At 45.6% G+C, this 21,996-nt stretch carries 16 protein-coding genes and 2 pseudogenes; 12 read left to right on the forward strand and 6 right to left on the reverse strand.

What is annotated here, in order from left to right:
• Positions 1–13 precede the first annotated feature (13 nt).
• Positions 14–172 (forward strand): annotated as a pseudogene (locus ACMYR3_RS16845) (helix-turn-helix domain-containing protein); the annotation flags it as partial.
• 2 nt (positions 173–174) lie between these two features.
• Positions 175–3,041, forward strand: a pseudogene (locus ACMYR3_RS16850) (Tn3 family transposase); the annotation flags it as partial.
• Positions 3,042–4,104: 1,063 nt separating this feature from the next.
• On the opposite strand, the gene ACMYR3_RS16855 reads toward ACMYR3_RS16850, so the two are convergent.
• The 5 genes from ACMYR3_RS16855 to ACMYR3_RS16875 all read right to left on the reverse strand — a co-directional run bounded on the left by ACMYR3_RS16855 (position 4,105) and on the right by ACMYR3_RS16875 (position 8,441).
• Complete coding sequence (locus ACMYR3_RS16855) at positions 4,105–5,094, reverse strand: replication protein RepA (RefSeq protein WP_424196728.1); 990 nt, start codon at positions 5,092–5,094, stop codon at positions 4,105–4,107.
• 485 nt (positions 5,095–5,579) lie between these two features.
• Positions 5,580–5,927 (reverse strand): TrfB-related DNA-binding protein, encoded by a 348-nt coding sequence (locus tag ACMYR3_RS16860; protein WP_424196730.1) that lies wholly within the window; start codon positions 5,925–5,927, stop codon positions 5,580–5,582.
• A gap of 157 nt (positions 5,928–6,084) precedes the next feature.
• Complete coding sequence (locus ACMYR3_RS16865; RefSeq protein WP_424196732.1) at positions 6,085–7,152, reverse strand: ParB/RepB/Spo0J family partition protein; 1,068 nt, start codon at positions 7,150–7,152, stop codon at positions 6,085–6,087.
• Positions 7,149–7,910 carry a ParA family protein gene (locus ACMYR3_RS16870; RefSeq protein WP_424196734.1) on the reverse strand — a complete coding sequence of 254 codons (762 nt, stop codon included), beginning with the start codon at positions 7,908–7,910 and terminating at the stop codon, positions 7,149–7,151. Before ACMYR3_RS16870 ends, ACMYR3_RS16865 begins: the two co-directional genes overlap by 4 nt.
• A gap of 84 nt (positions 7,911–7,994) precedes the next feature.
• Positions 7,995–8,441: a hypothetical protein gene (locus tag ACMYR3_RS16875; protein ID WP_424196736.1), complete on the reverse strand. Its 447-nt coding sequence runs from the start codon at positions 8,439–8,441 to the stop codon at positions 7,995–7,997.
• A 315-nt stretch (positions 8,442–8,756) separates the two neighbouring features.
• Between ACMYR3_RS16875 and ACMYR3_RS16880 the strand changes: the two genes are divergently transcribed.
• From ACMYR3_RS16880 to ACMYR3_RS16890, 3 genes are read left to right on the forward strand one after another with little or no spacing between them, the layout of a single operon-like run.
• Complete coding sequence (locus ACMYR3_RS16880) at positions 8,757–9,728, forward strand: class I SAM-dependent methyltransferase (protein ID WP_424196738.1); 972 nt, start codon at positions 8,757–8,759, stop codon at positions 9,726–9,728.
• An 11-nt stretch (positions 9,729–9,739) separates the two neighbouring features.
• Positions 9,740–12,511: a hybrid sensor histidine kinase/response regulator gene (locus ACMYR3_RS16885; RefSeq protein ID WP_424196740.1), complete on the forward strand. Its 2,772-nt coding sequence runs from the start codon at positions 9,740–9,742 to the stop codon at positions 12,509–12,511.
• The gene (locus ACMYR3_RS16890) at positions 12,501–13,532 is read left to right on the forward strand and encodes a response regulator (protein WP_424196742.1); all 1,032 of its coding nucleotides are present in this window, start codon (positions 12,501–12,503) and stop codon (positions 13,530–13,532) included. The genes ACMYR3_RS16885 and ACMYR3_RS16890 overlap by 11 nt, the downstream gene beginning before the upstream one ends.
• Positions 13,533–13,926: 394 nt before the next feature.
• Here ACMYR3_RS16890 and ACMYR3_RS16895 read toward each other — a convergent pair whose 3' ends face one another.
• On the reverse strand, positions 13,927–14,574 hold the full coding sequence (locus tag ACMYR3_RS16895; RefSeq protein ID WP_424196744.1) for a response regulator: 648 nt from the start codon (positions 14,572–14,574) through the stop codon (positions 13,927–13,929).
• A 366-nt stretch (positions 14,575–14,940) separates the two neighbouring features.
• On the opposite strand from ACMYR3_RS16895, the gene ACMYR3_RS16900 reads away from it, so the two are divergent.
• The 7 genes from ACMYR3_RS16900 to ACMYR3_RS16930 all read left to right on the forward strand — a co-directional run bounded on the left by ACMYR3_RS16900 (position 14,941) and on the right by ACMYR3_RS16930 (position 21,994).
• Positions 14,941–17,013 (forward strand): hypothetical protein, encoded by a 2,073-nt coding sequence (locus ACMYR3_RS16900; protein WP_424196746.1) that lies wholly within the window; start codon positions 14,941–14,943, stop codon positions 17,011–17,013.
• A 5-nt stretch (positions 17,014–17,018) separates the two neighbouring features.
• Complete coding sequence (locus tag ACMYR3_RS16905; protein ID WP_424196748.1) at positions 17,019–17,636, forward strand: lytic transglycosylase domain-containing protein; 618 nt, start codon at positions 17,019–17,021, stop codon at positions 17,634–17,636.
• Positions 17,637–17,661: 25 nt separating this feature from the next.
• On the forward strand, positions 17,662–17,943 hold the full coding sequence (locus ACMYR3_RS16910; protein WP_424196750.1) for a TrbC/VirB2 family protein: 282 nt from the start codon (positions 17,662–17,664) through the stop codon (positions 17,941–17,943).
• A 66-nt stretch (positions 17,944–18,009) separates the two neighbouring features.
• Entirely contained in the window at positions 18,010–18,276 is a 267-nt protein-coding gene (locus ACMYR3_RS16915) for a VirB3 family type IV secretion system protein (protein ID WP_424196766.1), read from the forward strand.
• Positions 18,273–20,726, forward strand: a complete 2,454-nt coding sequence (locus ACMYR3_RS16920) for a VirB4 family type IV secretion/conjugal transfer ATPase (RefSeq protein WP_424196752.1) — start codon at positions 18,273–18,275, stop codon at positions 20,724–20,726. Before ACMYR3_RS16915 ends, ACMYR3_RS16920 begins: the two co-directional genes overlap by 4 nt.
• Positions 20,723–20,959 carry a hypothetical protein gene (locus tag ACMYR3_RS16925; protein WP_424196754.1) on the forward strand — a complete coding sequence of 79 codons (237 nt, stop codon included), beginning with the start codon at positions 20,723–20,725 and terminating at the stop codon, positions 20,957–20,959. Before ACMYR3_RS16920 ends, ACMYR3_RS16925 begins: the two co-directional genes overlap by 4 nt.
• A gap of 30 nt (positions 20,960–20,989) precedes the next feature.
• Positions 20,990–21,994 carry a type IV secretion system protein gene (locus ACMYR3_RS16930; protein WP_424196756.1) on the forward strand — a complete coding sequence of 335 codons (1,005 nt, stop codon included), beginning with the start codon at positions 20,990–20,992 and terminating at the stop codon, positions 21,992–21,994.
• Positions 21,995–21,996: the final 2 nt, after the last annotated feature.

A 21,996-nucleotide genomic window follows, 5' to 3' on the forward strand; every position in this document is an offset into this window, starting at 1 on the left:
CTGAAGCGACCCCAAGCAGCGTGGAGCCTATCGAGGACGTAAGAAATCGCTGTCGCCTGAGCGTGTGGCTGAACTGCGGCAACGTGCTGATGCTGGTGAGCAAAAGGCGAAGCTGGCCCGCGAGTTCGGTGTCAGCCGCGAAACCTTGTACCAATATCTGCGTGAAAGCTGACTATGTCCCGCATTCGACAGCATCGAGGCGCGGCAAATCGACTGGGCTTCGCGGTGCAACTTTGCTACATGCGCTATCCGGGCATCGCGCTCACTGCTGACGCGGAGCCGGACGCCCCCTTGCTGCGCATGGTCGCAGGCCAGCTCAAGCTGCCGGGCGATATCTGGAACGACTACGGTCAACGCGCCGAAACGCGGCGCGAACATTTGTTGGAATTGCAGTCAGCCTATGGCTTCCAATCGTTCACGACGCTGAGCCATTATCGAGCTGCCGTGCATAGTCTGGACGATCTGGCCTGGCAAACCGACAAGGGTATTGTGCTGGCACGCGAGCTGGTCAATGGGTTGCGCCGCAAGAGCGTTTTGCTGCCAGCGGTCGGCGTGATGGAGCGCATCTGTGCCGAGGCAATCACCCGCGCCAACCGGCGCATTCACGCAGCACTGACCGATACCTTGACAAGTGCCCACCGTCAGCGCCTGGACGAACTCCTCAAGCGCAAGGAGGCAGTAAAGCGACTTGGCTGGCATGGCTGCGCCAGTCGCCCGTCAAGCCGAATTCTCGGCACATGCTCGAACACATCCAGCGCCTCAAAGCCTGGCAGGCGCTTGACCTGCCCGCAGGCATCGAGCGACAGGTTCACCAAAACCGCCTGCTAAAAATCGCCCGTGAGGGTGGACAGATGACGCCCGCCGACCTAGCCAAGTTCGAGGTGCAACGACGCTATGCCACTCTGGTAGCGCTGGCCATTGAAGGCATGGCCACCGTCACCGACGAAATCATCGACCTGCACGACCGCATCATTGGCAAGCTGTTCAACGCCGCTAAGAACAAGCATCAGCAGCAGTTTCAGGCTTCCGGTAAGGCGATCAATGACAAGGTGCGGATGTATGGCCGCATCGGCCAAGCTTTGCTGGAAGCCAAACAGAGCGGCGGCGATCCGTTCGCCGCCATTGAGGCAGTAATGCCGTGGGATACCTTCGCCGCCAGCGTCACCGAGGCGCAAAAGCTCGCGCAACCGGAGAGCTTCGACTTTCTGCATCGCATAGGTGAAAGCTACGCCACCTTGCGCCGCTACGCGCCGCAGTTCCTGGACGTACTCAAGCTGCGGGCGGCACCAGCCGCCAAGGGCGTACTCGATGCCATCGAGGTGCTTCGCGATATGAACATCGACAACGCCCGCAAGGTGCCCGCCGACGCGCCGACCGCATTCATCAAACCGCGCTGGGCCAAATTGGTGCTCACAGACGAAGGCATGGACCGCCGCTACTACGAACTGTGCGCCCTGTCAGAGCTGAAGAACGCGCTGCGCTCGGGTGACGTGTGGGTGCAGGGTTCGCGACAGTTCAAGGACTTCGACGAGTACCTGGTGCCGGTCGATAAATTCACCACCTTGAAGCTGGCCAACGAATTGCCGCTGGCCGTGGCGACGGATTGCGATCAATATTTGCACGACCGTCTGGAATTGCTGGAACAGCAGCTTGCCACTGTCAACCGGATGGCGGCGGCCAACGACCTGCCGGATGCCATCATTACCGAGTCCGGCTTGAAAATCACGCCGCTGGACGCGGCAGTGCCGGAGACAGCACAAGCCCTGATTGACCAGTCGGCGTTGCTGCTACCGCACGTCAAGATTACCGAACTCTTGATGGAGGTCGATGAGTGGACAGGTTTCACTCGGCATTTCACGCATCTGAAGACAGGCGATACGGCCAAAGACAAAACCTTGCTGCTGACGACGATCCTGGCTGATGGCATCAATCTTGGGCTCACCAAGATGGCCGAGTCCTGCCCTGGCACGACCTACGCGAAGCTGTCGTGGTTGCAAGCGTGGCACATCCGGGATGAAACGTACTCAACGGCGCTGGCCGAGCTGGTCAACGCGCAGTTTCGGCAACCCTTCGCCGCAAACTGGGGCGACGGCACTACCTCATCGTCGGATGGCCAGAACTTCAGAACCGGTAGCAAGGCAGAGAGCACAGGGCATATCAACCCGAAGTATGGAAGCAGTCCAGGACGGACTTTCTACACGCACATTTCCGACCAGTACGCGCCCTTCAGCGCCAAAGTGGTCAACGTCGGCGTGCGTGATTCGACCTATGTGCTCGACGGCTTGCTGTACCACGAGTCGGACTTGCGCATCGAGGAACATTACACCGACACAGCGGGCTTTACCGATCATGTCTTCGGACTGATGCACCTGCTGGGCTTCCGTTTCGCGCCACGTATCCGAGACTTGGGCGACACGAAGCTGTTCATCCCCAAGGGCGATACCGCCTACGATGCGCTCAAGCCGATGATTAGCAGTGACAGGCTGAACATCAAGGCTATTCGTGCCCACTGGGATGAAATTCTACGGCTGGCAACTTCGATCAAGCAGGGCACGGTGACGGCCTCGCTGATGCTGCGCAAGCTCGGCAGCTATCCACGCCAGAACGGCTTGGCCGTTGCCCTGCGCGAACTGGGGCGCATCGAGCGCACGTTGTTCATTCTGGACTGGCTGCAAAGCGTGGAGCTGCGCCGCCGCGTGCAGGCCGGACTCAACAAGGGCGAGGCACGCAACGCGCTAGCCAGGGCGGTGTTCTTCAACCGGCTGGGCGAAATCCGCGACCGCAGCTTTGAACAGCAACGTTACCGGGCCAGCGGCCTCAATCTGGTGACAGCAGCCATCGTGTTGTGGAACACCGTCTATCTGGAAAGGGCGGCGAACGCATTGCGCAATCACGGCCAAGGCATTGATGACGCGCTGTTGCAATACCTGTCGCCACTGGGCTGGGAGCACATCAACCTGACCGGCGATTACCTCTGGCGCAGCAGTACCAAGGTCGGTGCAGGGAAGTTCAGGCCGCTACAGCCGTTGCCAAAGCCTTAGCGTACTTTAAATTCCGTTTTCTGAGACGACCCCTAATACAACTCAGCACTGGATTACCATCAAACACCCACAACGGACGGCCCCAAGGCCGTCTCAAGGGTTTTTTAAAGCATTTTTAACGTGTACCCTCGAACTTGAAAGCTGCGCCGTAGGCGCGGGGTGGGGGGAGCCGCCGTAGGCGGGGGGAGGGCTTGCCCTCACCCAAGGGGGGCGAGTGCGCGACCGGAGCAGAGCGGAGGGAGGATGGGGGGAACGCAGTTCCCCGCGCACTTCTTTGCGTGTTGATAAAGTTTCTGGAAATCTGTTAGTGGTTGTGTAAGTACAGGGGGGCTTGCCTGCCCCCTTTGGGGGCGTATTAAATCTGGGTGAGCGCGAAGCGCGAGGGACGTAGTCCCTGGGGGATGCCGGGCGGGAGTGCGTAGCACGGGCGAAGGCCGTAGGCCGTAGGAGCTGGCGGGGGCAGAGCCCCTAAGAAGCGGTGGGTTTTATATCGCAAATTTTTTGAGTTATTCACTATTTGGTCGTCATCTATTACCAGCAAATATAAAGGCAAAAACTATAGGAATATATTAAAGGCATACCTTATAGGTTTAGGGGGGGTCTGATACCCCGTGAATCGGGGGTCTGATTCCGCGTAGTAAAAGGGGTCTGATTCCGCGTACATAGGGGGTCTGATTCCGCGCATTAGGGGGTCTGATTCCGCGTGGATAAGTTACTTAATTCACAGGCTTATAAACAGAAAATCATAGCGAAATTGGGGGGTCTGATTCCGCGATGGGAGGGGGGTCTGATTCCGCGCAAGAATTTTTCGAATAATTGGACATATTTCGATCATTAAGCGCAAAGTATAGGGGGGTCTGATTCCGCGTACAGGGGGGGTCTGATTCCGCGCAACCTCTTCATTATGAAAATTAATTATTAATCGGTGATAGTAATAACCATCCCAAGTTATGCCAATAATTTTGTTCAAGTAACTTTGCCATGATTGTAAAAAATGCGGCAATCGCTTCCATTGTTAAAGACCATTTTTAGAATGGGGGGGGGTCTGATTCCGCGTGCCATTTCATGGCACCTTGTAAGGGATTGGCGGTGGTGAAGGCATTAAGAGAATGCCGCCTGTCACTTGTTTAACTTTGGCGCTCGGATAGACTGCCAATGCGTCACGCAAGGCAGGTAAAAACTTTTTCTTAAAATCTTTATCGGGGTCTTTACCTTGATATTCCTGGCCGAATTGTTCACGTAGGTTTGCCCAATGTAAAACAAGCGGCCGTCCTTCGATTCGATGTAATCGATCGGCCAACATCGTGTAAATATCCATTGCGAGCGCCGATCCCTTCAAAACGGTCAACGCCCTCATATCTAACGGAACAGAATGTCTAATTAAAGTCTGGAAATAATCTTCAGAAAAAGTCACGATGCCAGGCCATAGGGATGGTTGTTCAGGTGTGCTGTTTAACCATGCCTCGAACTGCTTAATCGGTTTTCCGTCATAAGTATAGGCACGACCTGAAGCATTAAAGCCTAGGGTGATTTGACAAGCAGATAAAGCTTGAACCTGTTTACGAAACATCGTGTAGCCACCCTTTTTGCCGCCACTAGTGTCTTTACCAAGCATACGCAAGAATTCACTAGCACTGTTTCCTACCGGCACCTCTGGCGTTTTATGTCGCACGGAATAGGTATTCATCCATGCCAGCATCAGTCGAGGTAAAACCCCGTAAGGGATAGGCTGTTGAATAAAATCCTTGCCATCCCATAGTTTTCCAGCTCGAATGCTCAAAGCCGCATTCCCACAACTGCGTTCAAATTCGATTCCTTCCACTTTAGAACGCGGCAATCCGACCTGACACATGATCGCGTGCATGAATGCCATATCTTGACCACTGGGTGGGGCGGCTGAAATCTGGGCAGCAGCATCGACTATTTTTACATCATGTTTCTTGCCAGCTTTTTTGGTTGGAGCAGGCTTAGCTTCCTGTTTAGGTACGTCTTCAAACATCAACTCAGCGTTTACTGATGATCCCGTCTGTAAAATTTCGGTGGGTTCAGACATTGAAAGAACTCCTAACTAATAGCAAATTTCGAATTTAAACACTACGATGATTTGGTTACTTGATTAACATTAGGTGACACTCACCGTCCTAAGAAAGCCACATAAACCGATAAACGTCAACAAGGGAAAGTTGATTACATGGAGGCGAAGTAACCTCATCAGGGAATTGTTTGCGAATGCTATGCCACGTTATCCATACGACTGATCTAGCCATGACGAGTACGGCAGCCGGAATTACCATGCCGATTGTCACGGCCACTATTATGAATCCAAGCCACCCATATTCGACTGTGATCTCAGTTACCAATAAGCTTATAGTAATAACTGAAAGGATACGGTAAGCAGACGCCTTGGAGAGCATACCCATGCTAAGAGCCCCGAAAAGAGACAGAACGAAGGCTATCTTAAAAAGCATTAATATCATCATTCTCCTTATTACAGCCGAATTTTCAAGTGTTTAAATACACCTAAATCTGAATACACCCTCATATCTCAGACTTTATCGTAACTTTGTCGATTTCAGCCCTGAACTTATTAATTAAATTAGTGGGTGCAATTAGTGTTACAAGCTCCCAACCTGGTAATAATTTGCCGACCGCTAAAGACGCATTTTGTTTCGCTATTGTGTGAGTTTCGTCGGCTAACTGAACCTCTTTGACAATCTGGCCGACAAACTGGCGTTTCCAACCAAATTGGTTGGCGATCTCCAGATGCGCAATACCATCAACCAGAGCAAGTCGAGCCGCATCTAGCTTCTTTTCATTCATCTTAATAAACGGTCGCAATGTATCAAAATGAATGGCCTTCATCCGGTAAGGACTTTTAACACCCATCTATAACTTTCTGTCTAAATTGATAGACCAACTAAAATCGAGCAAAACAAGCGCAGACGCCTTTATGCACTCACGAGTTCTGATTTTAACAGGCTGTCAGCCAGTGGATGAGGTATCAAAACTTCACTTCAAATGGCTATTATTCTGCCTGGACAGATCATTTCTTTACACTACTAAAAATCGAATTTAAGTTAAATGTCTTACTTGTACTACCATGCAAATAAGACGCTAAAGCAAATGCCGCTTCATCACGGTGCCCAAACTTACCGTTCATAATGCCATTCAGAACTTCGTGGGCGATATCTGTGTCCTTCTTGCCAGCATCAAAAAACGGGCGTAGAAACTTCTTGACCTGTTCTTTATCCTCGATTGCATCGAGGATCAGTTTTGAATCTGAATTTGGCCGTTGAATCTCTTTAAATGCAGCCTTAAGCGTGATGAGTACAGGGGAGGTTAGATCACTAGTTTCTTCATTAAATTTAGCTAAGGCAGCCTTAGATGGCTTGACAGTATCTTTAACCTGATTGACAGTGGTTCTTGCATTCTTCTTTCCGCGGGTTGCTTTCAATTCATCAACAAGTTCTTTGGCCTTTTCAGGGTTTACTTTCTCGATAACCTTGACGGTATTAATAACTTCAAGATCAGCACTAACATTTTCAGAAATCAGGCGTTTCGACTGTTCAGGCAAATCCAAAAGTGACAATATTTTAGAAAGCCAAGCTCGGCCTTTTGAGTGTTTTTCTAACACGGCATCTACGCTACCAAGCAGATCTAAATCATGCTGAATTTTCTTAGCCTCTTCAATCTGAGTGAGATTCTTGCGATGAATATTTTCCGCAAGTTGGTAATCGGCGGCGTCTGCCTCTGTCATTTCCTCAATTCTCGCTCTGAGCGTTTTGAGTCCAACGAGCTTCGCAGCTCGAAAACGGCGCTCACCAGCAACCAGAATGTACGGTTTTTCGCTGCCTTGAACATTGGGGCGCAATAATATTGCTTGAAGCTGCTTTTTTATTAAGCTCTTACCCAAGTCGGCCAATTCATTATCAGCGTCTTCAAATTCTTCGCGTACCTGAGCAAGCACCTCAATGTCGTTGAGATCAACAACGCTATCAAAGTCATTCAAATTTGTGTTTTGAAATAGGGCATCGATACCAGGCGCAACAAATACGTTACTTTTTGTGGTCGCGGCCCTTTTGGATGGTGCAATGGATTTTTTAGTTGTCATGCCATTCTCCCTAAAATAGTGCTACAGGCAGCTCGCCATTCGTTTGCTGCAAGCAAATGCCCCGATCCTTTTGTAGCCAGCCAAACCGGTCGACGCATCGCAATGGCGCGACGTACTGGCGCTCTTTCAGCCAATTCTTCTGAAAGAATCGCTGTGCCATATCTTTCCCGCAACGCCGCAATACCAGCCCGCTCATCAGAACTACGCGGATTGACCTTCATAGGCAAGATACCAATATGCTTCAATCGAGGATTGAAGCCTTGGGTTCTTACTACATGAATAGTCTGCATCAGATCCGCAACACCAGCCAACTCATACAGACCAACCGAAACAGGCGTAATCACATAATCAGCCGCAGTTAAAGCCGCCATCAAGCGAATTCCCAGCAAAGGCGGGGTATCAATCAAGCAAAGATCAAAGTCCTTTGTAAACCGACGCAAAGCAGCAGCGGGACGGCGCAAAACATCGTTTTCTGCCTTGTCAATCGATAGCAGGGCGGCATCGGCACGAATTATTGATAAATGGTCTGATAATTTCTGAGGTAATTCGTCATTCGGAGCTGCATCAAATAGTCTTGAAGCAGCAAGACCTAGCGGCATTCCTGCCGGCGGGAAAAACGTCAGCGATAAGCTGCCCTGTTTATCCATATCGACAAGCAACACTCGCAACCCAGCTTCCATCGCGGCATACGCAAGATGCACAGTCAATGTGCTTTTACCGACACCACCCTTTTGATTGGCAACTGCTAGAACTTTCATAGTTGGCTTTCCATTTTGTATTGACAGGGTGCTAATAAATGCAAGGATGACAATCTCGTTCAAAATTTAGCACAAGAATCGGGACTAGCCCTTTTTTAAATTAATCAGCGAGATTGGCGTGAAATGTAAATCCAATTCAACACAGCGCGAAACCAAGTCTGAAATCGAGATATAGCCGAACTCAGCAAAGCGCGTATCTCCATCAATAATGGCATACCCATAAGCTTGTGAAACGCCACCATCAATATCTTTTTCCAAGATATACCAATCACTATTAGCAGAAAAATAGTGAAGATAGGCCACATCAGTTTCATCATGGCGCTGTTCAAATGTGACCGGCATGTTCTCAATGAGCGTTGCAATATTGATTAACCTTTCAAGATAAAAAATACCTTCGACACCCCGACAAAGCGCATCCAAAGCCGAAAGTTGACCAAAACCAATAAAAGGCCGCAGGGTAACTAGCGCCTTTTCAGCCGCAGCTTGCAAGGATTGGGACGCTTTCCTTTGGAATTCTTTATCTTGACTCATTCAAACCTCGATTAGTTGACTTGGTTTATTTATTACTGATGAATGACTTACTTACCACGTTGAAAGTATAAGAGAATACAACACAATACGCAAGCGTTTTAGCTTGCGTATTGTGTTGTATTTGAATTTAATTATGTCTGTCCAGGGGGATACCATAAGCCGCAGCACAAAGGCCCAGACATAGAACGGGCGCGGATTTCAGGGCATAGCCCAACCCTTGACAGGCTGCATTGAGATTAAACTTCTGGCATGACCGGCAGTAATACGCCAACGGCGTAAAGTGCTACCGGGGTTGCCCGACGGCGAGATAATCGCATGATGAGAAAAAGATTTTCGCGGGCGCGAAAATCACTGGCCATCTATATTTGGAATGGCATATTTGTCGTTAAATCAATGAATGATTTAAACTTACGGCAAATTTACATGGCAGTGCCATCACACAAGGGGAGACTAGTGCGTAAAAGCATTTTAAGCATTGCATTTTTTGCAGCAACAGAATTTATTTCGAGCCTAAGACCGACACTATGGAAATGGTGGTATGACTTACTTGCGACGAAAGATAAAAACGGGCTGCTGGAATTCATGAATTATGGCTATGCGCCCCTCGATGACAAAAAAGCTAAGACGTTAAACGAACAAGACGAAAAATTCCGCTATTCGGTTCAACTTTACGATCATGTTGTAGAAGATACCGAATTAGAAGGCAAAACGATTGCCGAGATTGGCTGCGGTAGAGGCGGCGGTGGCGGGTTTCTGGTTAAAACATATCGACCAAAAAAATATACCGGCATTGATCTTTCTGACCAAGCTATCGGATGGGCAAAGAAAAAGTATGCTGATAATACAAACATGGAATGGAAGCAAGGGAGTGCGGAGCACATCCCATTGCCCGATAACAGTATTGATGTACTAATCAATGTTGAGTCATCACATTGTTATCCATCCATGTCAAACTTCATGAAAGAAGTAAAACGAGTCTTAAAGCCTGGTGGTTATTTCGCTTACTGCGATTTTCGTACTCAAGAAGGTGTTGCAGGGCTTGATCGTCGATTCGAGCGCACTGGAATGACTATTTTACGAAAAATCATCATTACGCCGAACGTCATTAAGGCACTTGATACGATTTCAAGCGAACGTGAGGTAATTACTGAAAAGTCAGGACTAAATTGGCTGCTGAAGGGCGCTTTCAGAGACTTCGCTGGTATACAAAATACACCCGTATATCACATGCTTAAATCAAGAAAGCTGGAATACATGAGCTATCTGATTCAGAAAAATAACAAATAATATCTTCTATTATGCAACTGATTAATAGGTATCTAGTAGCAGTCTTTGTCCTGTTTTTCTTCCAACTACAAACCAACGCACAGGGCAGTGCGAAAGTATTTCCCGCAAAAAGTGGCATCGCACTTGAAAAACTCTCTGGTTATTATGAATATGCCAAAGACCCAAACGGTATACTTTCTATTGAAGAAATTGCTAGTTCACGCATCCCATTTAGCCCATTAACTCAAACCAACTTTGGATTTACTAACGCAGTTTATTGGGTTCGCTTCAATATCAATTTTGAGAACTATGGAGAAGAGAACTGGTATCTGATCAAGAACTATGAGCACTTTGGCAAGATTACAATCTACTACCCGAACGCGAACGGCCAAGGTTATAGTAGCTACAGCCTGGATGAGTTTGAACATCAAGAAGGCAGGCAGTACAGCGTCAGAAACTTATTATTAAAAGTACCGTCTTCAAATCATACCGCCACTTATTATTTAAGGTTTGAACCGCGCAATCATTCGTGCGATGTAGAGTTCCAATTCGCATCTTTGCAAGGCGTCATAGAAAACACGCACGAAACTCAATTGGTTTTAGGCTTATTTTTCGGGGCGCTTTTAATCATGTTGTTTTACAACTCGATTTTGTTGCTCTATACAAAAGACTTAAATTATCTCTATTACATTATCTATTTGGGCGGTCTATTAGTTGTATTTGCAGACATTAACGGTTACGTCAGCCTATTTTTAGATCTGAGTACACGACAAAGACAAATTGCACCAGCGGCATTATTTGGCTTATTGTTGGGCATTTCACTTTTCGCCAGGAGCTTCTTAAGTCTCAAAAACACGCATCGAAAACTAGACTATGCACTAAAGGCACTCGGAATTTTGATCTGGTTGGGCGTTATCAGTTCGTTCTTTTTAGATATGGGTGTTGCTTACCAATTAGGCGGCATTCTAACAGCGATAATCATGTCGCTGGTTGCGTATGCTGGGGTGACTCGTTCAATACAAGGCTTTATACCAGCCCGCTTGTACACGGCAGGCTGGGGCGTATTTGTATTTTTCGTGATCATATTCATCCTTAGAACAAGAGGCATTATTCCTGCGACATTTATGGCAACTTACGGCATTCAATTGGGCGCTGTATGGGAAGCAACCATGTTTTCATTGGCGCTTGCGTATCGCATTAAATTGGCCGACAAAGATAAAAACGACGCCCTGGAACTTGAACGAAAGTCGTTAGAGGTCAAAGTTGAAGAGCGCACAAAATCGCTTCAGGCAGCACTAGAAGCGAGAAAACTGATTATTGCCAACGCCAGTCACGAACTAAGAACACCCGTGAATGCACTTTCGCTGGTCTTAGACGGACACATTCTGGAAAATCATGAAGGCACCACGCCAGAATTCTTGCATAACATCGGTGAGTTAACTTCTCATATGAGACAGCTCGTAGAAACCTTGTTATTGTTGGATAACAAGGAACAAACCCCATCAAGAAACCCCTTACTTAACTTTAATCTTACCGATGAGATTAAAGGTACTGCTGACTTAATACAGCGAGTTCGCAGTAAAGATTCTGTCCGTTTATCAATTGATGCATCTGCATGCAATGGTTTTCATGTCCGTGGCGACCTGACTTCATTTAAACGGATCATCATTAACCTACTTGATAATGCAATTAAATTTACAGACAAAGGCAGTGTGAGCGTCATTGCGACGATCAAAGAACTATCTGATGTTAGTTTAATTTGTTCAGTCTTAGTTAACGACACGGGTGATGGTATAGCCGCAGAAAAGACAAGCCAAATTTTTGAAGCGTTTTACACGACTAGTGGTGAAACTGGACATACAGGCACTGGCCTTGGCTTAGCCATGTGCAAAAAACTTGCAGAGAACATGAATGGGACATTGCGACTCGTTCAATCTGTCCAAGGGCAGGGCAGCACCTTCGAGTTATGCGTTCATTTTGAACTTGCACAAAACGAAAATTCTAAGTTTGGTCTAACGTTATTTAATGGTAAAGCCGCAGAAGCAAAACGTCGGAAAGTCTTATTGGTTGAAGACGATCCTATTACAGCTAAAGCAGTCACGATGATTGTCACGCAATTAAATCATGATATTGAGTTAAAGACGGATTATGCCAGCGCTGAGAAGGCTCTTATCAACGCCATGCCAGAATACGATATTGCACTGATTGACCATAGAATTCCAGGCGGCAAAGGTCTAGACTTAATTAAGAAATGCAAATCTCTTGAGATTGCTAAGTCAACTCAGAAGATACTAGTCACTGCTGATGTCACACCTGAATTGATCATTGAAGCCGAAGGTCTGGCCGACGATACGCTAACTAAGCCGGTGTCAGTGGCTAAATTGCGTAAACTATTAGGACGCGGAATACCTTTACAGCGCAGAGAGCAAGCACGGCCAGTTATTGATAGTGGCGCATTGATTACGCTTAAAAAATGTGGCGCACCTTATACAACGTTAGTGCAAATGTGCGGTTCATTTTCTACTACGATTGAAAACACCTTATCTGAAATCAAGATGACGTCAATCAATGCGAGCAACATTGATGGCTCTTGGAAGTCTATTCGTGACAAGGTACACAAAATCAGGAGTTCTTGCACATCTATTGGTGCTATTGCACTGGATGAAGAATTAAAACAACTATCTGACATGACTGAATCGGCTAATTTTGATTCGCAATATGCCAAGGTCATTATTGCGCTAAATGAAACTCAAGCCGCGCTTGGCGATGCATTGTTAAAGATCAAAGACGAACATGCCATATAGTGTATTAATTGTTGATGATGACGAATTCTTTAGAATGAGTTTTAGCATCATCCTTAATCAAAAACCTGGTGTATGGAACTGCATTCAAGCAGGTACGGTAAAAGAAGCCGCAGAACTACTTAGCAGTACTGCGGTCAACATTGATGTAGCTGTCGTCGATATTAATTTACCTGACGGCACAGCCACAGACGTTATCAAACTCGGCCACAACATACCGTTTATCATTTGTACTCAAGATGATAATGAACCAACATTTGAAAAAATATTTGCAGAATCAATAATTTCTGAATGGGTGCTGAATTACATTGTTAAACCCATTCAGCCCAATGTGATATGGACACTTCACTCTGCACTTAAGGTAGGCTACGCCCGAAAAAAAAGAAATCAACAAGTAGCAGCGGCAACCGGTTCAATCGAAGAAGAGAGAAAATTGATTGCGCAAAACCTACATGACGCAATGGGTTCTGCACTAACGCAATTAAATTGGACATTCTCAAACATTAAAGCAAAGGCCAAAGAATTAGAAAATCCAGAACGAACAAGTATTGAGGGATTATGTGAGCAGGGAAAAAACTTAATCGTTCAAACCCATAAAGAGGTGTCAAATATCATAGCCCTGTTACGCCCCGAAATCATTACAGTAGCGGGTTTAAGGACTGCCCTCATCATGTTAGTAGAACAATGGCGTGATACTGCACCCTCTGTTCAATTTGACTTGCAGTTATCGGGGTTAATTGACGAGATTGATGATAGCAAATCAACGGTTATTTACCGCCTGATTCAAGAAGCTGTGACGAATTCTATGCGTCACACAGAAACAAAATCAATCAACATTAAAACATCACAAAGCCGGAAGTTAGGCAGGATTGAAGTTCACACAGTTGGAAAACTGTTAAAGCAGAATAACGAATTCGAAATTAAGGGACTTAAGGAAAGAGCGTCCTCACTCGGCGGCCACCTCCAATTTAATTTCGACGAAAAAATCAACGAATCTATACTCATCATACAAGTCCCGCTCTAATTTGACTTGCAAAGTACCTTCGTCCTAGTCATACTTTAGTATGATTAAGTCGAAAGGAAATGGGCTATGCACAAGACCTTTCTGCACAAGTTCTGCACCATTTAGAATAATGACATTTATGGAAAATCAATGAGCACAAACATCGTGGATACCGTTACGCATCTTTTGAATGCACTGCCAGAAGGAGCAGAATTTCGATTTTATTGGGAGAACGGCATCCGATATATGAGTTCTAAATTTCCCAATCAGGATGTACAAATCATCCGTTCTAGTCCTGCGACGGACAATACTAACTCAGCAATCGAACACGAACACATTAATTAGTGGGATGTCAATGTGACGCATTTTATGTCTTGTTCCAATGAGGAAGAAAGAAGCCCACCCTCATGTTTTATTATTCTTTGAGTAATTCTGACATTTCTGCTAATTCTTTAAACTTCGACCTAGGGACACCCAATTTCTTAGAAATAGCGGTTAATGCATTTTGTACGCTTGGATATGTAATACCAACTAATTTGACAATCTCCTCGGTCGAGCAACCCTTAGCATAATTGATAAAAATTGCTTTTTCTCTCGCTGTGAGCTGGCTGACTGGTGATTTCAATGCTGATACAAAATAGCTGGCTAATTTTGAATTGATATAGGCTGTCAGGAATTGACGGCTATTATTAGCATCCTTGACAGCAGTAATTAAATCATCCATTTCTCCGTGTTTAGGGATAAATGACAAAGCGCCATATTCGAAACACATTGCTATAGTCGAAGCCTCATCACGCATACTATATACAACCACTTTAGCATTCTCTGCTACTGAATGAATAAACTCCATTAAAGCTGGCAGCGACATTTTATCCACTGCTAAATCACATATCACCACCGCATTAGGATGAAGCTTTAGAGCCTCACCTAATTGCTGGCTGGTTTCGCATGACGCTACGACTGAAATATCTTTCTCACCCAAAGCCTGAGTGACGCCAATTCTGATTGCCGAATGATCATCAAAGATGATGGCACTGCAATTATCAATATCAGGCTGGTTCATTATTTTTAAATGTATTGAATCATAGGTGCGAATCCGCAGGACATTATGACATTTGAACATGGTTCCGACTAGTTTCTCGTCAACCCCGAACCAATTCAACTCAATCCATTTCTCTTCGAATATCAAACATTGTGGTCTGTTTTGTAACAGACCACATTCAATACCCCTTAACACGATCACACACAAATTAAAAATCAGTGATTTTTATAATCGACTATAAAAAATATTTTTGATTAATGTATTCAAGACAATTATTTTTAGTTTATTATTTGTTATAGTTTTCACTTGTTCCTAATATATTTTTAATATTTATTTAAAAAAGCATCGACCTTCCTCCCGATCATCGAACATCCAAAGGGGTTTCAATTGAAACATTCTGTTACTAAAAAGCTGTTGACGGCACTCTCTTTTGTGATTGCAACAACTAGTTGCAATGCAGTCATCATCGGTGTTAATGGGCATCCACGCGCTGGACTAGACCCGAACGGTTTCACAAATGCAATTAACCAGATCGGTTTCGGTCATGTCCGAATCGACACCGGTTCCCCTACAACAATGGCCAATATCAATGCATTTTCTGCCAACAAAACACCGATAACTGCGGTTGTTTACAACAATGCAGCCTACGCAATCAAAACCGGCAGCAGAGGGTGCGAAGGTACAAGCCAAGCCTTAGAAGACCAGGCTTATAAAGAAACTTACGATCGAGTTATGTCCTTTGGTGGCAAGGTACAAGAAATTGAACTTGAAAACGAAGTGTCCCTGTATAACGGAATCCGCAATGGTGGCAAAGCGCCATACAAAGACCCGAACTTATATAAAACTGCCTGTGGTTACACGATGGCTTCAATCCTAAGAGGCATGAGCAGGGCAGTTGCTGATGTTGCCAGTCATACTGGCGTCCAAATTAAAAGGGTTTTGGGCGCGACCGGCGCTGGCGATGTTGGCTTTATTAAATTCATGCAGGAGCAAGGTGTCCAATTTGATGTGCTGGGTTATCACAACTACCCAAGTAACACCCAGCCAAGTATGGCACGCGATCCTTGGTATGGGCCAGGCGGCACGATTGCGATGCTCAACGAATTCGGGAAACCCATCGAGATCAATGAATTTAACTGTGGTGAGGTGTACCAAAACGGCTATGACAATCGGCAGGGAAGTCAATCTACTCAAAACTGCGCAGCAGCAATAAAAAAGAATCTAACGGATCTGATCAATTCGGGCGCTAACATCACTTACATCGACATGTATGAAATGACCGACGAGACATTCGCATGTGCCGGTCACAATGCATTTAGTGGGAAAGCAGCAGATGCAGAATGCCGCTTTGGGATGATGTATGATCTGAACCATCCTAAGACGGACATAATTGCCGCACTGAAACCCTTCTTGAATAAGAATGCCCCAACGGTTTTAAATCTACCACCTGTCGCAAACGTTTCCAACCAAGGACAAACATCTTCCAATACTGGCAGTACAAATTACGGCAGTGGCAATAATCAGACTGGCTCCGTAGGTGGCAATAACACGCCAGTTTCAGTTCCAGCAATACCTCCGAAGTTAACGCCAGCACAAGCCACAGGTGGCGGCTATGAATGGGGCTGTGAGGTCTTACTGTGCCTAGCAAATCCAGCCGGTCCAATGGCAGCGGCAGCTTGTGTACCGCCAATTCTACGACTTTATGATCTGCTTGATAACTTTGGTGATATGCCAAGCTGTACGCTTGTCGGGCCGAATGGTCAACCAAGCAACAGCTCATACGCGCGTCAAGAAAGCTCATTTTATGATGCATGCCCAGCAGGACTCACAGCTTTGCCAGAAGGCGAGTTAGCTGTACAAGCAAACCAACTCCCCACTGATTTCTATACCAACCAAGTGCTGCCAGGTAATGCCACTCAAATTAATCAATCTCAGCTAGAAAATTACCTCAATCAAAATGCAGAAAATGCACCTGTTACCACAATCTCAGGCAAAAAAGACGCGACCAAGACAACGATCAGCCTGATCGCCAAAGGCATTGGTGAAGGCGATACAGTTGTACCAACCTCAGATGGCACTCCTATGCCGGACAAAATCTGTGTTGGCAAAAAAACTGGCAACCTCAACTTATATGGTGTTGGTAGTTCTGATAGCCCAGATTGGACGATGAATAACCAAGTCGCATCTAGCAGCAATTCATCTGGTAATGGCACGTCAGGTAGCAGTACCGCAGGTGGCGCAGGCACAGCCAGCAGCAGCGGCAACACGACTACCGGCGATGTAAGTACACCCGCGCCAAGCTATACAGGAAATGACGCGAGCAATTTTAATAACAACACGACATTTTCGACTTCGGCTATTGGCACGTACGACCAAGTTCAAAGAGTCGCAGCAACAAATAGCAATCACTTGATCAATGTATACATTGACAACAAGTTATTTAACCAAGTGCGCTGGTAATCACGATGATTGACTTTGCCGCCCTGTCCATGCAGTGCGCACCCGACGTTCATGTGGACACGATGCGCCGGATTGTTCACGTTGAATCGTCCTTCAATCCCTATGCCATAGGGGTAGTGGGAGGTCGTTTACAAAGACAGCCAAAATCACTGGATGAGGCATTAGCAACGGCAAAGTCACTCGACGAACAAGGATTTAATTTCAGCGTTGGTGCTGCTCAGGTGAATAAATACAACCTTGAAAAATATGGCCTAACCATGAATAGCGCATTCGACCCGTGTGCCAATTTAAGGGCAGGCAGTGAAATACTAAAAGACTGTTACTTGCGAGCCTACAAAAGTAGTAAGAACGAACAGACCGCCTTGCGGGACTCGTTCAGTTGCTACTACAGCGGTAACTTTACAGCAGGCTACAAACTTGGCTATGTCAAGGCGATTCTAGCGGCAGAGAATAGTCCTAATGTCATTCCAGCCATCAGAACAACCCAAGATCCGCCTAAGTACAAAGCTACCAAACCAAGAAAGGAGAGCGCTGCAACAGACACCGAATTACCTAGAAATGACCAAGACAAGAAACAAGACAATACTAAAGAAAATGAGCCTAAAAGTTCATTGTTATTTTAATTAACCATTTGTTTTAAGGAAAATTATGAAACTCAGCCTCAAACCCAGCCAATTACTATGCTTATTGTTTGTAGCGTTAGTAACTAGTGATGCTAATGCTCAGATTGCAAAATTAACAGCAGTTATGACAAACATGCAAGCAACACTATATGGTGTTGCCATCACCATCTTTTCAATTGCATTGATGTGGGTCGGCTTCAAGATGGCATTTCAACATGCTAAGTGGTCAGAGGTCTCTGACATTGCAATTGGCGGAATTATTGCAGGTGGTTCGACAGCGATTGCTACCTACATTTTTACCGCCTAAATGGAAGGCTACGCTGATCCAGTTTTTAAAGGCTGTACTCGGCCCGCCATGTTCTTTGGCGTTCCGATGCTGCACTTTATCCTGTTAACGGGATTGACTCTGCTTCTAGCATTTTGGGCTGCTTACTTTTTAACGCCTTACTTGAGCCTCTTTTTATTCATGGTCTACATCCCTTTAATAATGACGCTAAGACAGATCACTAAAAAGGATGATCAAAGACTGAAACAAACACTCTTGAAAGCACGACTCAGAATCAGAATGTCGGCTTCGAGAGAAAAATGGGGTTCATACAGTTATTCGCCAATTAGCTATAAAAAAAGGCCGGCAAAATGAAAAGCAGTACAAAAATTAAAGAATCAGCCAATAATGAAATTTCAATGAGTGATTTCATTCCGTACAGCTCGCATCTAAGCGAGAACGTCATCAAAATGAAAAAAACGGGTTATCTACTTGCTAGTTGGCGACTTGATGGGATTACTTTTGAAACCGCAGACGTTGATGAAATATTGGCAAAGAAGGAATCTTTAAATAATTTCATCCATGCCATGGGTGGCGGCCAGATTTCATTTTGGACACACAAAGTTAGACGCATTGTCAATGAGCGGTTGGACGGCGACTTTCATATACCATTTTGCAAAGACTTCAATGAAAGATACAACGATTCATTTAAAGATCATCGGCAGATGGCTACAGAACTATATCTAACGGTCATCTACAAACCTATTGCTTCTAAAGTGGTGTCGTTCTTTAAGCGTATCAATAAAAAAACGATTGAAGAACTAAACATCACTGAGCAGAACAACCTAGATAAACTTGACGACATCGCGAAGCAAGTAGAGTCCAGCCTTCATGCTTACGGCATCGAGCGCCTAGGCACCTACCCAAAGAACAATTTTGTGTATTCAGAAATGTTGTCCTTCTTTGGGTTTCTTGTTAATGGCATATGGGAAGAAATACCACTGCAAAGGGTATCAATCAGTGATTACCTACCGTCGTCCCGACTTCATTTTGGGGACAGAAACGGCTTCATTGAGATATGGCATCCGAAAAAGAAAGCTTTTGCTGGCATGCTTGACTTCCAGGACTACCCATCTTGGACAGAGCCCGGCATGAACAACGGCATCCTATATGGCGATTATGAATATATTGAAACGCAATCGTTTTCAATTCTAGGAAAGCGCGATGCGATCAGTGCCTTGAAAGATCAGAAAGGGCATCTGCATGCGACCGAAGACACAGCCGTACAGGAAATACGCCAATTGGACGAAGCCATTGAACACGTCCAATCTGGATTTATAGAAATGGGTGAATATCACTACAGCCTCGCTATATTTGGAGACACGCTGGATGATGTAGCGAAAAACATGTCTTCTGCACGTACCATTCTTCAAGATAAATCAGGGTTCAAAGTGTCTGTTATGGATGCGATACCCGAAAGCGGCTGGTTTGCACAACTGCCCGGCAACTGGTGGATGAGGCCGCGAGAAGCGACGATTACGAGCAGAAATTTTGCATGCCTTAGTCCATTTCATAATTTCTCAAGGGGTAAGCGGCATGGTAATCCTTGGGGCGAAGGACTTGCATTATTTAAGACCCCTTCGGGACAACCGTACTACTTTAATTTTCATACCAGTCCCGAAGACCTTGACTCGACGGATGAAAAGCTTCCAGGCAACACCTTTATCTGCGGAATGACTGGCGTAGGTAAAACAGTTCTGGAAATGTCACTACTCATGTTTGCCACAAAATACCAAGGCTTAAGAGCCGTCCATTTTGATAAAGATCGTGGTGCCGAACTCTGCATTAGAGCCCTTGGCGGAAAATACAAAGCGATCAAGCGCGGTCAACCGACAGGATTTAACCCTTTTCAGTTTGAAACGTCTGAGAAAAACATTCAGTTTTGCGAGAAACTGGTTAAGCAGCTTGTCAAAAAACCTAATGGTCTGAGTGCTAAGGAAGAGGCCGAAGTTAGTCATGCGGTACGCACTGTCATGTCTCGGCAAATCTCGCATGAATTGCGCAGCCTTTCTGCCATTTACCAAAATCTGGCAAATACCGTTGGTGGCGATGGCGTTAAAGAACGACTCAAGAAGTGGACTCGTGGCCAACCCCTTGGCTGGGTTTTCGATAATCCGACCGACACTCAAGACCTGAAATCGGCAAGTATTTTCGGGTATGACTATACCGAATTCCTTGACGATCCAGAAGTAAGAACTCCTATCATGGCGTACCTATTGCACATCACAGATACGCTCATAGATGGAAAACCATTTATTTATTTCATGGAGGAATTCTGGAAGCCACTGATGGATGAAATGTTCTCTGATTTTGCGCTGAATCATCAAAAGACCATCAGGAAATTATCTGGTCTTGGTGTCTTCGTAACTCAGTCCCCGTCAGATGTACTGACTCACCGGATTGGCAAAACAATGGTTGAGCAGTCAGTGACTCAAATTTATCTGCCCAACCCAAAGGCAGATCGCGATGATTATGTGAACGGGTTCAAGTTAACTGAATCCGAGTTCAGAATCATAAAAAACTTGGGCGAAACAAGCCGAATGTTTTTAGTTAAGCAAGGCCATAAATCTGCGATTGTTACGTTTGATCTAAAAGGCATGAACGATATTTTGACGATCATTTCAGGATCAATGGACAACATCGCAATATTTGACGAGATTGTCGAAGAGGTTGGTGATGACCCCCTAAAATGGATGCCGCTTCTGCATAGCAGAGTATTCCAGCGTAAAACCAACATCATCAACAGAAAGGAAATTTCATCATGAAAACCGTGATCAAACTATTTTTAATTATTTTCACAATTTCGTTGAGTGGTTGCGAAAACCATTCGGCCCAAGATGAACTGGCAAAGAAGCAACTTGAAATTATTAAAAAAGATGAAGAGCACCGACAGCGAATGATTGAATCATTCAATGCACCAAAAAAACTTTCAGATGGTTATGTTTATCACCCGAGCAACACTAAACCAGACGCAACCAAGAATCCACCCAAAGAATAATACCTATTCAACCGTAGAAAAGAGAACAACATGGGTATCGCCACGGTAGCAGAAACTTCAATAGACACCATGCTTAACCTTTTTGTTACAACAAAAAGTACAGCCCTCTGCACACTATTGCAGCCAGTTGCACTAGTAGGCATCACGATCTATTTGATCGTGATGGGCTACGCCACAATGCGCGGCGATACCAATGACCCTTTGCACTCTTTTATATGGAAGACAGTGAAGATTTGCATGATCTTAGCAGTTGCCCTCGTGCCAGGTCAGTACCAAAGCTATATAGTCAACGGGATCACTGGCATTCAAGAGGGCCTGCTAACAGCAATGGGTAGCGCAACAACTATCGGTGGACAACTAGATAACCTATTTGATACATTTTCAGGAATTGCCTCACTCCTTTTTAAGCAAGCGATAACGACAACAATACCCGATCTGACCTTAATTTGCTTCGCTTTGGTTGTTGTTGTTAGTGAAATATTTATTGTCACTGTCTCGCTCGGAATGTATTTACTTGCGAAAGTGTCGTTAGTTATTATTTTTGCTGTAGGCCCCGCATTTATCCTTTGCGCAATGTTTCCAGCCACGCAGAGATTTACAGAAAGCTGGTTAGGACAAGCCCTTAACTTTGCTGTATTAACTGCCTTACTTGGAACAATCATTGCGCTGGAAGTCGGTTTTTTACAGGACTACATGACTAAAGGGAAAGCACAATTGGTCTTAGACCTCCCTAATATCAAAGCCGGTTATTCACCACTCGATGCCGTTAACGAAATAATCATTATTAGCATCACTTTAGGCGTCGTCCTCTTAAATATCGACAAAATTGCGAGCGCCCTAACTGGTGGCGCAAGCCTGCAAGGGCTTGGACGTGAAGTCGCATCTAGCCTTATGCGAGGATTTGGTGCCAAATCTAGCCCACCCAAAGCCGGTGGTGGTGAAATTAAATCGGTAACACCATCAATATCAAGCTCACCAAATTCGGTGCCTAGCTACCAGAGCCAGACACTTAACAACATTAAACGATCAGCCTAGGA

It is taken from the genome of Ampullimonas aquatilis (genome assembly GCF_049675895.1).
In the GTDB taxonomy this organism is placed as follows: domain Bacteria; phylum Pseudomonadota; class Gammaproteobacteria; order Burkholderiales; family Burkholderiaceae_D; genus Ampullimonas; species Ampullimonas aquatilis.

What these genes read in the sequence shown, in the direction of transcription:
- ACMYR3_RS16905 (WP_424196748.1), top strand. Translation starts at nt 17,019, where the DNA reads ATGATTGACTTTGCCGCCCTGTCCATGCAGTGCGCACCCGACGTTCAT.
- ACMYR3_RS16920 (WP_424196752.1), top strand. Translation starts at nt 18,273, where the DNA reads ATGAAAAGCAGTACAAAAATTAAAGAATCAGCCAATAATGAAATTTCA.
- ACMYR3_RS16885 (WP_424196740.1), top strand. Translation starts at nt 9,740, where the DNA reads ATGCAACTGATTAATAGGTATCTAGTAGCAGTCTTTGTCCTGTTTTTC.
- ACMYR3_RS16865 (WP_424196732.1), bottom strand. Translation starts at nt 7,152, where the DNA reads ATGACAACTAAAAAATCCATTGCACCATCCAAAAGGGCCGCGACCACA.
- ACMYR3_RS16915 (WP_424196766.1), top strand. Translation starts at nt 18,010, where the DNA reads ATGCTGCACTTTATCCTGTTAACGGGATTGACTCTGCTTCTAGCATTT.
- ACMYR3_RS16855 (WP_424196728.1), bottom strand. Translation starts at nt 5,094, where the DNA reads ATGTCTGAACCCACCGAAATTTTACAGACGGGATCATCAGTAAACGCT.
- ACMYR3_RS16895 (WP_424196744.1), bottom strand. Translation starts at nt 14,574, where the DNA reads ATGAACCAGCCTGATATTGATAATTGCAGTGCCATCATCTTTGATGAT.
- ACMYR3_RS16930 (WP_424196756.1), top strand. Translation starts at nt 20,990, where the DNA reads ATGGGTATCGCCACGGTAGCAGAAACTTCAATAGACACCATGCTTAAC.
- ACMYR3_RS16910 (WP_424196750.1), top strand. Translation starts at nt 17,662, where the DNA reads ATGAAACTCAGCCTCAAACCCAGCCAATTACTATGCTTATTGTTTGTA.
- ACMYR3_RS16890 (WP_424196742.1), top strand. Translation starts at nt 12,501, where the DNA reads ATGCCATATAGTGTATTAATTGTTGATGATGACGAATTCTTTAGAATG.
- ACMYR3_RS16875 (WP_424196736.1), bottom strand. Translation starts at nt 8,441, where the DNA reads ATGAGTCAAGATAAAGAATTCCAAAGGAAAGCGTCCCAATCCTTGCAA.
- ACMYR3_RS16870 (WP_424196734.1), bottom strand. Translation starts at nt 7,910, where the DNA reads ATGAAAGTTCTAGCAGTTGCCAATCAAAAGGGTGGTGTCGGTAAAAGC.
- ACMYR3_RS16925 (WP_424196754.1), top strand. Translation starts at nt 20,723, where the DNA reads ATGAAAACCGTGATCAAACTATTTTTAATTATTTTCACAATTTCGTTG.
- ACMYR3_RS16880 (WP_424196738.1), top strand. Translation starts at nt 8,757, where the DNA reads ATGATGAGAAAAAGATTTTCGCGGGCGCGAAAATCACTGGCCATCTAT.
- ACMYR3_RS16860 (WP_424196730.1), bottom strand. Translation starts at nt 5,927, where the DNA reads ATGGGTGTTAAAAGTCCTTACCGGATGAAGGCCATTCATTTTGATACA.